The sequence below is a fragment of the uncultured Algibacter sp. genome (genome assembly GCF_947495675.1).
Classification (GTDB): Bacteria; Bacteroidota; Bacteroidia; order Flavobacteriales; family Flavobacteriaceae; genus Algibacter_B.
In genome coordinates this window covers 1-12,449 of sequence record NZ_CANLZX010000027.1, presented here as the reverse complement: position 1 = coordinate 12,449, position 12,449 = coordinate 1, and the positions used below count along the sequence as shown (strand labels likewise).

11 protein-coding genes are annotated in these 12,449 nt (G+C 32.5%); 4 read left to right on the top strand and 7 right to left on the bottom strand.

Annotated features, from left to right (window positions below):
• The first annotated feature begins 28 nt into the window (after nt 1-28).
• Entirely contained in the window at nt 29-829 is an 801-nt protein-coding gene (locus tag Q0842_RS15330) for an FkbM family methyltransferase (protein ID WP_298500185.1), read from the top strand.
• On the opposite strand, the gene Q0842_RS15325 is transcribed toward Q0842_RS15330, so the two are convergent.
• Nucleotides 816-1,496, bottom strand: coding sequence for an NAD-dependent deacylase (locus Q0842_RS15325; protein ID WP_298500182.1), 681 nt, complete (start codon nt 1,494-1,496; stop codon nt 816-818). The two genes, Q0842_RS15330 and Q0842_RS15325, sit on opposite strands and share 14 nt — an antisense overlap.
• Before the next feature lie 99 nt (nt 1,497-1,595).
• Between Q0842_RS15325 and Q0842_RS15320 the strand changes: the two genes are divergently transcribed.
• Entirely contained in the window at nt 1,596-2,252 is a 657-nt protein-coding gene (locus Q0842_RS15320) for an RNA methyltransferase (RefSeq protein ID WP_298500179.1), read from the top strand.
• A 139-nt stretch (nt 2,253-2,391) separates the two neighbouring features.
• On the opposite strand, the gene Q0842_RS15315 is transcribed toward Q0842_RS15320, so the two are convergent.
• The 5 genes from Q0842_RS15315 to Q0842_RS15295 form a co-directional block, all read right to left on the bottom strand.
• Nucleotides 2,392-3,168 carry a carboxypeptidase-like regulatory domain-containing protein gene (locus Q0842_RS15315; RefSeq protein ID WP_298500177.1) on the bottom strand — a complete coding sequence of 259 codons (777 nt, stop codon included), beginning with the start codon at nt 3,166-3,168 and terminating at the stop codon, nt 2,392-2,394.
• Nucleotides 3,169-3,437: 269 nt separating this feature from the next.
• Nucleotides 3,438-5,264, bottom strand: a complete 1,827-nt coding sequence (locus Q0842_RS15310; protein ID WP_298500174.1) for a DEAD/DEAH box helicase — start codon at nt 5,262-5,264, stop codon at nt 3,438-3,440.
• Between the two features lie 442 nt (nt 5,265-5,706).
• On the bottom strand, nt 5,707-6,939 hold the full coding sequence (locus tag Q0842_RS15305) for a M48 family metallopeptidase (protein WP_298500172.1): 1,233 nt from the start codon (nt 6,937-6,939) through the stop codon (nt 5,707-5,709).
• Nucleotides 6,940-6,960: 21 nt separating this feature from the next.
• Complete coding sequence (locus tag Q0842_RS15300; RefSeq protein ID WP_298500169.1) at nt 6,961-7,743, bottom strand: T9SS type A sorting domain-containing protein; 783 nt, start codon at nt 7,741-7,743, stop codon at nt 6,961-6,963.
• Between the two features lie 34 nt (nt 7,744-7,777).
• Nucleotides 7,778-8,572: an RNA methyltransferase gene (locus tag Q0842_RS15295; protein ID WP_298500166.1), complete on the bottom strand. Its 795-nt coding sequence runs from the start codon at nt 8,570-8,572 to the stop codon at nt 7,778-7,780.
• An 83-nt stretch (nt 8,573-8,655) separates the two neighbouring features.
• Between Q0842_RS15295 and Q0842_RS15290 the strand changes: the two genes are divergently transcribed.
• Entirely contained in the window at nt 8,656-9,453 is a 798-nt protein-coding gene (locus Q0842_RS15290; RefSeq protein WP_298500163.1) for a DUF6503 family protein, read from the top strand.
• Here the strand turns inward: Q0842_RS15290 and Q0842_RS15285 are convergent, their stop codons facing one another.
• Entirely contained in the window at nt 9,454-10,521 is a 1,068-nt protein-coding gene (locus Q0842_RS15285; protein WP_298500160.1) for a DUF3810 domain-containing protein, read from the bottom strand. It abuts the gene before it with no gap.
• A gap of 246 nt (nt 10,522-10,767) precedes the next feature.
• On the opposite strand from Q0842_RS15285, the gene Q0842_RS15280 reads away from it, so the two are divergent.
• Nucleotides 10,768-12,228 carry an aminoacyl-histidine dipeptidase gene (locus tag Q0842_RS15280; RefSeq protein ID WP_298500157.1) on the top strand — a complete coding sequence of 487 codons (1,461 nt, stop codon included), beginning with the start codon at nt 10,768-10,770 and terminating at the stop codon, nt 12,226-12,228.
• Nucleotides 12,229-12,449: the final 221 nt, after the last annotated feature.

The following is a 12,449-nucleotide window of genomic DNA, read 5'->3' as shown; positions in this document are numbered from 1 at the left end:
CGTCATTTATTGTTAAAACTTTAATTTCATGCTAAGAAACATATATCATTCTATTAAAAAAAAGTACCAGAAAATTAGAGTTTTTACACAACCTCATGAACTTTTTAATACTGCAGATAGAATTAAACTTTCTAAAATTGAACGTAATAACCCAAAGAAAGGGTTTCTAAAATTACATTTAAAAGGCTTAAAGCACAGCATAAAAATTAGAAAAAATTTTATTGATAAAGAGGTAGTAGGCTATGTGTTTGCAGATAAATACCATTTGCCACCTAAAGATACTCAGCTTTCAAAAACACCTGTAATATTAGACTTAGGTAGTAATATTGGCCTAACCATTGTACATTTAAAACAACTTTACCCAGATAGTATTATATATGGTTACGAAATGAATACCGATAATTATTTATTGGCTAAACACAATACAAAGTTTTACAAAAATATACATTTACATAATCAAGCCATTTGGACAGAAAACACAACTGTAAGTTATAATGCTAGTTCAGATTTTGATGCCTATTCTCTTAAGAAAAATGATACTGACAGAGCAAGTATTAAAATTCAAAGTACAACAGTTTTAAGTATTATTAAAAAGTATAATTTAACTGAGATTGATTATGTGAAAATGGATATTGAAGGTGCTGAAGAAGATATTTTAAATCAAGAAGATTTAACTTGGTTACAATATGTTAAAGCCATTAATATTGAAATGCATTTAGATGAAAATCAAGATATTGATACTTACATTAATATATTGAAAAAACATGGATTTAATGCTTGGAAAGATAATAAGCATTGGTCTAGTATTATGGCTATTAAAATGCACTAAGTATTTCAATCATTTTTTTAACGCCTACAGTAGCAGTTTCAGAAATTACAGTTAGATTTTCTTTACTCGCAATATTAGGTTTTGGGTCAATAAAGTAAGTTGGTGTTTTTTCTGGAACATAATGCATTAAGCCAGCAGCAGGATACACATTCATAGACGTGCCTATAATGATTAAAAAGTCTGCGGTTTCACAAATTTCAACAGCTTTTTCAATCATAGGAACATCTTCGCCAAACCAAACAATATGAGGTCTTAATTGATGTCCTTTATTGCAAACATCACCTAAAACCAAATCAGTTTTCCATGTTTGAATGTCATTTGGATATATGGTGCTTCTTACTTTTAGTAATTCACCATGTAAGTGAACTACGTTTTTACTGCCAGCACGTTCATGTAAATCGTCTACATTTTGGGTTACAATAGTAACTTTATAATCATTTTCAAGTTCTGCTAAATCCTTGTGAGCTTGATTAGGTTCAACTTCAAACAACTGTCTTCTACGTTGATTATAAAAATCTAAAACCAATTCTGGATTTGCAGCAAAACCTTGCGGTGTTGCAACTTCCATAACATCGTGCCCTTCCCATAAACCATTGGCATCTCTAAAGGTTTTAATGCCGCTTTCGGCGCTCATGCCTGCTCCTGTGAGTACTACTATATGTTTCATTATTTGTGCTTTTTTGTAATTCTTGTATTTAATGGAACAGAATCAAAGATACTAAGTATTCATTTTTATTAATGAAAGAAAGTTTATTAGTTTTGTGATATGACTGACCTAAAACTCCTTGAGCACTTAGAAACCTATTTAACCGAACACCGTAAAAATCGTTTTCATGAAGTTTTACAAGAACGCACTAAACATTTTACAGTTGCTACAGAAGATGTGTACCAACTGCATAATACAAGTGCTGTTATAAGAAGTTGCGATGTTTTTGGTATTCAAGAGGTTAATATTGTTGAGGAGCAAAACTCTAAACAAATTGATAGAGAAATTGCTATGGGTGCTCAAAAATGGGTGGATTTAAATAGATTTGGATCGGTTAAGGATTGCATTAGGGATTTAAAGGGAAAAGATTACCAAATTGTTGCAACGACACCACACACTAATGATTGTGAGTTGTATGATTTTGATATTAATAAAAAGTCTTGTTTTTTCTTTGGAAGGGAAACTGAAGGCTTATCGAAGGAAGTTTTAGATGAAGCTGATTGCTTTTTAAAAATACCTATGGTTGGTTTTACTGAAAGTTTAAATATATCGGTTTCTGCAGCTATAATTTTACAGCATGTAACTACAAAACTTAAAAAATCTGATATTGATTGGCGTTTAAGTGAAACCGAAATATATGAAAAACGTTTAGATTGGTGTAAAAAAACAATTAAAAGCTACGATGAGATTGTAGAACGTTTTTATAGCGATAATTAATTTTATGTAATAATATCAATTTAAGTTTTTAAAATGATTAGAGATTGCTATGTGCGTTAGGGATTGAAACGGCATCCTTTGTTGAGGCACGAAAAAAAGATATAGTGTAAAGCCCGACCCTTGTGGTAACGCCCAGAAATTAAATTTTGCGGCTTCTACCTCGACTTAGTAGTTTGTATTCCTCATAACATTCACTAATAGCATCGAGTATTTGAAGGTCGTTGGCAGTTTGTATAAAACCTTTGGAGTAGTTACATTGACTCACAATTTCATCTAAATCTACACGATCTACTTGTAATAAAACGGTTAGCATTTCACGATCAAAACGAGCGGCTAATATGTTTCTTATTTCATCATCTTGCTTCATTTTTTTAAGCTTACGTAGTTCGTTTGGCTTTTTACCAAACATTCTGTGTAAGAAATCTGCAGGATTAAATATAGAACCAATTACCCTTGTTAGTCCAGATTTTTTACTTGCTTCGTAACCCGAACCTTGTAGGCCAGAAATACTATAGCGGTAATTGGTGTTAATATCTGGTACTTGCTTTATGTCTACTTCTAGATATCCAGTAAGGCTAAGTTGATTTACAACAACTTCTTCTAGAGCTAAAGCCAATTCTGTAAGCTCGATTTTAGAACTGCCAAATTTTAACCAGTCATTGGTTACTCGTACTTTAATAGATTTAAAACCTAAATATGAAAAGTGAAGTGTATCATTTACCTTGGCAGTAATTTTAAATTCACCTTTTTTGTTTGTAGTTGTACCTATTACTTGGTTTAGGTTTACAATATTTACGCTTTCAAGAGCGCCTTCATCAGCCGAATTAATTACAACACCTAATACCTTATCTGCTTCTTGAGCTATAGAAATAGCTGAGGCTAATAAAAAGGTAAAAAGTAAAATATAATTTTTCATAGGCTTTATTTGCTCACCAAAAGTAATAAACAAAACGGCAAATTATGCCGTTATGTTTTAATTTGACTTAAAATTAACAAAAAAGTTTAGTTCAAATTTTTGAATAATAACCAACTTTTAGGTTAATAAAGTAATCATTAAAAGTTAAAAATTAACTTTTTGATACATTAAGCACAGTCGAAATGCGTTAAAACGTGAGTTGTAGCTTTTTTGACTGAGCTCAATATAACATTAAGATGTATTTAAAGAAAGCCTTGTTTTTAAAAAAACTATCTTCTTGAACGTCTAGGTCTAGAGCTTCCAAAATCGCTAGAGTCTGATCGTCTTGGTTTAGACCCACCGTCACTTTTTCGTCTTTCACTTCTGTTTCCAGAAGCACCCTTTCTATCATCACGTCTTCCGCCACCACGTCTGTCGTCACGTCTTTTTCCGCCATCGCGTTTTCCGCTTCCGCCTCGTCTGTCTCCACGTCTTCCGCCACCACCACGGTTTTCAGAAACTTCAACATTTACAAAACGTCCTTCGTGTTTAAAGTCGGTAAAATGTGCTAAAACTTTCTCTTTTAATTCGTTTTCTGTATTAAAGAAAGAAAATGAATCTTTAGTTTCAACTTTAAAAACATCGTCTCTACCAAGTCCTAATTGCTCTTTAAGGAAATCTTTAAGCGACATCCAATCAAAACCATCTTTACCACCCACATTAATAAAGTAACGGGTAGAATCGTTTTTACCGCCTCTAAAATCGCGTCCGCCTTCTCTATCGCTAGAGCTTTCAGAAACATTTAAGTTTTTAGATTTTTGGTAGTAGTTATAAAAACGCGTAAACTCAACAGAGAAGAATTTTTTAATTAATTCATCTTTATCAGTATCAGCAAATAATTCATTAATGTTTGATAAGTGTTTATCAATTTCATGATTTATTTCTGTGTTATGTATTTTATTAGCCAGCGACATTAATTGTACTTCGCAAATATCAGCGCCATCTGGAATTTCTTTTTTCTCAAATTTTTGGTTAATAATGCGCTCAATACTTTTAATTTTACGCACTTCACTTTTAGAAACAATAACCATAGAAACTCCTGTTTTACCAGCACGACCAGTTCTTCCAGAACGGTGTGTGTAAGTTTCAATTTCGTCTGGTAATTGGTAGTTTATTACGTGTGTAATATCATCAACATCAATACCACGAGCAGCAACATCTGTAGCTACAAGCATTTGTATTTGTTGGTTTCTAAAAGATTTCATTACTAAATCACGCTGGTTTTGGCTTAAATCGCCATGTAATGCACCTGCGCTATAACCATCTTCAATTAAGTTTTCAGCAACTTTTTGTGTATCACGTTTTGTTCTACAAAAAATAACCGAAAATATATCTGGATTAGCATCCGATAGTCGTTTTAAAGCCTGGTAACGGTCTCTGGCGTTTACTAAGTAGTATTCGTGAGATACGTTACTTGTACTTTCATTTTTATTACCAACAGTAATTTCCTGTGGGTTATGCATAAATTTTTTGGCAATAGTAGCAACTTCACGTGGCATTGTTGCAGAAAATAACCAAGTATTCTTATCGTCTGGTGTGTGCGATAAAATATCGGTAATATCTTCTTTAAAGCCCATGTTTAACATCTCGTCTGCCTCATCTAAAACCGAATATTGGATTTTAGAAATATCAACCAAACGACGGTTAATCATATCTTTCATTCTACCAGGCGTAGCTACAATAATTTGTGCACCACGTTTAATTTCGCGTGCTTGGTCTGTAATACTAGAACCACCGTAAACGGCCACTACATTAAGGCCTTTGCAGTACTTACCATACAATTTCATTTCGTTGGTAATTTGTAAACAAAGTTCTCTTGTAGGCGATAATATTAGTCCTTGAGTGGTTCTACTAGAAACATCAATTTTTTCTAGCATTGGAAAACCAAAAGCTGCTGTTTTTCCGGTTCCGGTTTGGGCTAATGCTACCAAATCGGTTTCAGATTCTAATAAAATTGGGATTGCTTTTTCTTGTACTTCACTAGGTTTTTCAAATCCTAAATCAGTAATTGCTTGTAATAAGTCGTCATTAAGACCTAAATCTTGGAATGTGCTCATTCTTTTGTTTATGTATGCGATTTAATTATGTGGTGTTACATAAAGAAGCGAATCGACATACTTAACCTAAACTTCTAGTAACACATCCTCTCTCTGAGGAATATTAAACTCATCTTGAGTTTCAAGGCGCAAAGATACACTATTATTTGGATTATTTTTATTTGGGCGTTTTAACACGCTTTCACTACTCGCTCCTCCTACGTCGGGAGCTCAAACATACCGTTCAATCGTTAACGCAGTTATCTGTTAACTTTAAGGCGTATTTATGCAAGTTGGTGGTTTTTTTAAAATTTCGTTTAATTGTTCGCGGAAATGAAATCGTTTTAATGATTTATATCGGACGTTAAATGAATTTGGCTGAAATTATTTACAAAATCAAGTTTTAGCCTTATTGTTTAATAAGATAATATTATAAATTAAAAAAATGTGAATAAGTAAAAGGTTACTTCCTCAAATTCCCTATGCGTTCCAAAAGCGTTGGATGTGAATAATGCATAAACACATAAGCAGGATGCGGTGTTAAATTACTCAAGCTATTTTTAGATAGCTTTTTAAGCGAGGTAATTAGTGGCTCTCCATTATAAGTTTTTTTTGCATAATCATCGGCTTGGTATTCAAATTTTCTAGAAAACAGATTCATAATTAAACCAGTAATTTCAGAAATAGGCGAGTAGAGAAGACCAAAAGCAATTAAGCCAATATGGAAACTGGGAGTTTCAACACCTAATGCTTGCGATAATAACGGGTTTGATATAAACAATGATAAAATATAAAGTGTTAACCCTGTTAAAAGAATGGAAGCAAATAAGTTAAAAATAATATGTTTCTTTTTGTAGTGTCCAACTTCGTGGGCTAAAACGGCAACAATTTCTTCATCATCCAAATCATTAATCAACGTATCATAAAGTGTTACGCGTTTTTCGCTCCCAAAACCAGAAAAGTATGCGTTTGCTTTGGTGCTACGTTTAGAGCCATCAATTACAAAGATTTTATCTAGTTTAAAACCTACTGTTTTAGCATATGCCGAAATTTTATCGCGTAATGTACCTTCTTCTAAAGGTGTTTGCTTATTAAAAAGAGGTACAATTAGTTTAGAATAAAACATGTTCATAAACAAAGTAAAAACAGCCACTAATGCCCATGTATATAGCCAAAAGTGTTTTCCTGTTGCTTCGTAAAACCAAATAATCAAGGCTAGAATACCACCACCAACAATAGCCATCATGAGCCAGCCTTTAACTTTATCTAAAAAAAATGTTTTAACAGTTGTTTTATTAAATCCAAATTTTTCTTCGATAACAAAGGTGCTGTAATAGGAGAAAGGTGTGGTTAAAATATCGCTACCAATCATTATAATGCCAAAAAAGATTAGTGCAATTATAATGGGGTTTTCACTATAATTTCTTGCAATGTTGTCTACAAATTTAAAACCATCAAACCATAAAAATCCTAAAGTTAAAAGAATAGAAAATGTTGAGGTTAACAATCCGAATTTGTAATTGGTAGCCTTATAATTTTGTGATTTTTTATACTCTACATCATCATAAACATCTTGTAAGTCCTCTGGAAGTACATCGTTGTAATGTTTTGCGTTTAAGGCATCGAGAATTTTATCTATAATAAAACTTAGAATAATAATTATTAAAATGATGTAAAAAAGACTCGTCGCATTCATAAATAGTATTTTAAATCTTAATTATTTAAGAAGAATTTTTTTTGTTAAGCTGCCTTTATTTGTTGTTATTTTTAAAATATAAACTCCAGAAGATAAGGTGCTTAAATTAAAATTTGTTAGGGCTTTTGTGTTGGGTGTTAATTTTTGTTTTTGCCCTATAATTGAATACGCGGCAATGTCTAAAATTACAATATCGGCTGATGTATCTATTTTAAGTTGTTTGTATGGCGAAGTATAGATGTTAATATTATCTTTTAAATTAAAAGATATAGTCGATAATGGTGCAGCTTCAAAAACCTGTACATTATCAATAAGTACTTTGTAGTTAGAACCAATTCCAGCGGCAGGTATTACTCTAATAGTGGCTTCAAAATCAGACTTTGTTTCTGTTGGTATAAATTGAGTAGTAACAGTATTCCAATTATTATCTTGAATATTAGTGCCATGAAGAAATGGGGCAGTAGCAGAATAAAAACTAAACTCTATATTATCATTAGCATCAAAATCGCTTCCTAGATATTTGTAATCGTATTTTATAATATAGGTTTTACCAGATTCAAGAGGGATATCTACTGTTGTAAACATCATTAAGTCACTAAATCCAGCAGTAAACTCAACACTACTTGCACCTTCTGTAAAGTCGGTTGTGTTTTGATTAAAATCACCAAAGTCACTAGACGAAGACCAGCCTGTTGGTGTACTGGTTGGAGAACTAAACACCTCCATATTTCCGTTAGACACCAGATTTTGTGCGTTTCCAAAATAATTAATTAGTAATAATGCTAAAAGTAAAATTCTTTTCATAGGTGTCGTTATTATATTGAAATTTTCGATAAATTTAGTTAAATTTTCGCTGTCTCTTAGCCTCAAAAATAAGAATACCAGCAGCAACAGATACATTCATAGAATCTATCTCACCTTGCATGGGTATAATAATATTTTTTGTAGAGTTTTTGCGCCATTCATCACTCAAACCAGTAGATTCTGTACCAACTACAATAGCTGTTGGTTTCTTGTAATCTTGCGTGTGATAGTCAACCGATTCTTGTAAAATAGCACAGTAAATATTAATGTTTTTCGTTTTTAAAAAGGTAATAATTTCAGATGTTGTTCCTGTGGCTATTTGGTTTGTAAACACACAGCCAACACTAGAACGAACAATATTAGGGTTGTATAAATCTGTTTTTGGGTTTGCAATAATTACAGCATCAACATTTGCAGCATCAGCAGTTCGTAAAATTGCGCCAATATTACCAGGTTTTTCTGGCGCTTCTGCCACTAAAATTAATGGGTTTTCTTTTTTAAATGTTAAATCGGATAGCTGATTATCTTTTGACTTAGCTACAGCCAACAACCCTTCAGTAGTCGATCTATATGCTAATTTTTCATAAACGTCTTTTGAAACTTCAACAATATCAACCGCTTCAGGAATTAAAGTTTTAAGTGATTCAATAGAAAATAATTCCGGATAAAATAGAACGGTTTCTAACTTATAACCACCTTTTAAAGCTAAGGAAACTTCACGAACACCTTCTATTAAAAAAGTGCCTGCTTTTTTTCGTTCGCGCGACTTATCTTTTAATTGGACAAGTTGTTTTATAAATGCGTTTTGTGTGCTAAAAATTTCTTTCATAAGAGTCTTGCAAAAGTAATTGTTTTTATTGTAATGATATTCAATTAACTTCGTCAAACAAGAAAACCTAATTAAAAACACTTATGAAAAAAATCATTCTATTTGCTTTAGCTATTTCAATATTAGCTTGTAAAAACAAAACAACACCAACCGTAGATTATTCTGAAGAAATTCTTGATGTAACAACGAGTGTTTACCCAGGAAATATTACAAAAATATTTGAAGCTCATGGCGGTTTAGATAAATGGGAAAGCATGAAATCGCTTGAATTCACCATGAAAAAAACAGACGGAGACGAGGTGACAATAACAAATCTTAAAAATAGGAAATCATTAATTGAAATGCCTAATCACACTATTGGTTTTGATGGTGAAAACGTGTGGATAAAAAATAAAGGTACTGAGGCTTATAAGCTTTATGGCGGCAACCCAAGGTTTTATTATAACCTAATGTTTTATTTTTATGCCATGCCTTTTATTTTAGCCGATGATGGAATTATTTATGAAGAGGCTGCTCCTTTAGTTTTTGAAAACGTTACCTATCCAGGAATTAAAATTACTTATGAAAACGGAGTAGGGGAATCATCAGACGATGAGTATATTTTGTATTATAATCCAGATACTTTTAAAATGGAATGGTTAGGTTATACAGTAACCTTTTTCTCTAAAGAAAAAGGGAAAGAACTTCATTTTAGACGTTATAATAATTGGCAAGAAGTTAATGGTTTATTATTGCCAGAAACCATAGTGAGTTATAACTATAAAGATAATTTGCCAACAACCATAAAAGGAGAAACATTATTTGTAAATACTAAAGTTTCTAAAGAAAAGCCAGAATCAGATATTTTTGAAGCACCTGCAGGAGCAACAATTGTTGAGTAATTACTTTGATTTGTTCTCAAAGTAATTAACAATTAGAGCTACAACATAATTGTAACTCTGCATGCCTTTACTTTGTTTGTTAGCTTTTAAAAAATTACCATAAAAAGATTTAAAAAGAGGTTCGGCAGGATTTTGGTGTATTTCCCAAAAGTCTCGAACCTCTTTATAATTTTTTAAAATACCAGGATTAACATTGATTACTATGCTTTCATAAATTGCTTCATCACGCCTGTAAATTTCATTAAGGCAAAAACGTAATGCAAAAGTATATCCCGAATATTTAAAATAAATGTTATCATGGCTAATTGTCGCTAAAAAACCAATAAAGTTAGCTTCATTTTCGGCAGCAAAACCTAATTGATGTGCAATTTCATGAGCCGATGTTGTAGGGAATTTATAAACAGGAATTAAACCATCAACTTGTGCTTCATTTGTTAATGGGTTTAAATAGCCACTAAAACCCATATACGTTAATGGGTAACTGTAAATCGATTTTTTTAAACTCTTTGGGTAATACTCCAAATGCGGAAAATGCTTTTTTAAATTATCATAACTCGTTGGCACCATTTTAAAAATGTCGCTTTTACTAAACGGAATGTCAACCTTAATAGTATCGTTTTTAGTAATTTCTAAATGCAGCGTATTCGATTTTTTAATCAGATTTTGGGTGACTTCAACCAACTGTTCAGTCGTATAATCACGCTCTAAATGTAAACTTTTATGTAACGGTAGTCGGTGGTAATTCAATCCCCAAAATAAATGAAACGCCCCATAAATTATAGCAACGGCAGCAAAAACATCAACCAGCCAATTTCTAGAATCTTTTCTTAAACGTTTTCTGTTTATATAAAACCATAGTAGCGCATATAAACTACCAAAAGTATAAACCAAATCGCCAAACGAAAATGGCAACCAGCCTAAAGTAAATCTAAAAGCTTTAGAAATAAAGGGGTACAAGCCATTACTGTAATATTGCTCTACAAACTCGGGGTAGTTGGCAAGTAATTTTACAAGTAAAAATTGCGGAATCAATGATAGCGCAACAATTGTTTTATTCTTTTTCAGCATCTTTCAAAAATAATAAAAATATGTACCCTAACGCATAAGTTTATCTATTAAGGTTTCTTCCTGCTTTCCATTATATCTTTCTTGTGCTAACATATTATAGAATCACTTTAAGTTTGTTTTATTTTTTAAAATAATAGTTTTTTTCATAGTTTTAGTAAAGCACAAAAAAGGATGCCATTTCAATCAGGAGTAGCAGCCAAATTCTGTCTATTTTTGCTACCTTTGAAACAATAATAAAATGCTATCATGAACTCAGAAATAAGACAATTACAACCACAAGCCCTTTGGAATAAATTTGCAGATTTAAATGCAGTACCGCGCCCTTCAAAAAAAGAAGAACGTGTTATCGCTTTCATGAAAGACTTTGGTAAAAACCTAGGTTTAGAAACCATTGAAGATGAGGTAGGAAATGTTATTATAAAAAAGCCAGCTACAGCAGGCATGGAAAATAGAACAACTGTAGTGATGCAATCGCATTTAGATATGGTGCATCAAAAAAATGGTGATACTATTTTTGATTTTGATACTCAAGGTATCGAGATGTTTATTGAAGGTGATTGGGTAAAAGCAAAAGGAACAACTCTTGGTGCCGATAACGGTTTAGGTGTTGCAACCATTATGGCCATTTTAGAAAGTACAGATATTGCACATCCAGCAATTGAAGCCTTATTCACAATCGATGAAGAAACAGGCATGACAGGAGCCATGGGCTTAAAAGGGGGGATACTATCAGGAGGTATTCTATTAAACTTAGATACTGAAGAAGATGATGAAATTGGTGTGGGTTGTGCAGGAGGCATAGATGTAACGGCAACAAGAACTTACGAGGAAGAAGAAACACCAGAATTTAAAATAGGCTATAAAGTTTCTGTAAAAGGATTACAAGGCGGACATTCGGGAATGCAAATTCATGAAGGACTAGGAAACGCCAATAAAATAATGAACCGTGTTTTATTTGATGGTTTTGAAAACTTCGGGTTACGAATTTCAGAAATTGATGGTGGTAGCTTACGAAATGCTATACCAAGAGAAAGTACAGCAATTGTAGCTATTGATGCCATTCATGAAGATGCCTTTTTATTAGAAATGGCTTTACAGGCTACTACAATAAAAAAGGAATTAAAAACCATGGAGCCCGATTTAGAAATTAGTGTTTCTAAAGTAGATACGCCAAATAAAATTATGGATTTAGGTGTTCAAGAAGGCTTAACAAGAGCTATATATGCTGCCTTAAATGGTGTATACAGAATGAGTGCAGATATACCAGAATTGGTAGAAACCAGTAATAATATTGCCAGAGTTATTGTAAAAGAGGGACATATTAAAATAGGGTGTTTAACACGATCTTCAGTAGAAAGTTCAAAAGTAGATTTGTCAAACTCCTTACGAGCAGCATTTGAGCTTACAGGTTGTGAGGTGGAATGTACTGGAGATTATCCAGGTTGGACACCAAATATGGATTCTCCAATTCTTAAAGTGATGGAAAAACTTTATGAAGATTTAAACGGAGAAAAGCCTCATGTAGCAGCCTGCCATGCAGGATTAGAATGTGGTATTCTTGGTCAGAATTATCCAGATATGGATATGATTAGTTTCGGGCCAAATATTAAGGGGGCGCACTCACCAGATGAACGTGCTCAAATATCATCAGTTCAAAAATATTGGAAGTTTGTTTTGGAAATTTTGAAAGCAATTCCTAAAAAATAAAATATTTTTTTTAATTCGTTTAACGGTTGGTGTATGGTTAGTTGCTTGGTTTAAGCAACTAATTTAGCAAAAGGAAACCGAACGTTAGGGAAATCCGAAGGATTTTCCGAGTACAAACAGACCCAAGCAATTAATTATACACGGCTTAAGTTTACAATCTATTAAATTAGATAAATAAACAGAAAAGACAAAAGAGAGGAATAAGGTTAATATACACGCAG

Bases quoted from the DNA above. Each gene is read 5' to 3' on its own strand.
- Q0842_RS15285 (WP_298500160.1), bottom strand. From the start codon at position 10,521: ATGCTGAAAAAGAATAAAACAATTGTTGCGCTATCATTGATTCCGCAA.
- Q0842_RS15295 (WP_298500166.1), bottom strand. From the start codon at position 8,572: ATGAAAGAAATTTTTAGCACACAAAACGCATTTATAAAACAACTTGTC.
- Q0842_RS15330 (WP_298500185.1), top strand. From the start codon at position 29: ATGCTAAGAAACATATATCATTCTATTAAAAAAAAGTACCAGAAAATT.
- Q0842_RS15290 (WP_298500163.1), top strand. From the start codon at position 8,656: ATGAAAAAAATCATTCTATTTGCTTTAGCTATTTCAATATTAGCTTGT.
- Q0842_RS15310 (WP_298500174.1), bottom strand. From the start codon at position 5,264: ATGAGCACATTCCAAGATTTAGGTCTTAATGACGACTTATTACAAGCA.
- Q0842_RS15325 (WP_298500182.1), bottom strand. From the start codon at position 1,496: ATGAAACATATAGTAGTACTCACAGGAGCAGGCATGAGCGCCGAAAGC.
- Q0842_RS15280 (WP_298500157.1), top strand. From the start codon at position 10,768: ATGAACTCAGAAATAAGACAATTACAACCACAAGCCCTTTGGAATAAA.
- Q0842_RS15305 (WP_298500172.1), bottom strand. From the start codon at position 6,939: ATGAATGCGACGAGTCTTTTTTACATCATTTTAATAATTATTATTCTA.
- Q0842_RS15300 (WP_298500169.1), bottom strand. From the start codon at position 7,743: ATGAAAAGAATTTTACTTTTAGCATTATTACTAATTAATTATTTTGGA.
- Q0842_RS15320 (WP_298500179.1), top strand. From the start codon at position 1,596: ATGACTGACCTAAAACTCCTTGAGCACTTAGAAACCTATTTAACCGAA.
- Q0842_RS15315 (WP_298500177.1), bottom strand. From the start codon at position 3,168: ATGAAAAATTATATTTTACTTTTTACCTTTTTATTAGCCTCAGCTATT.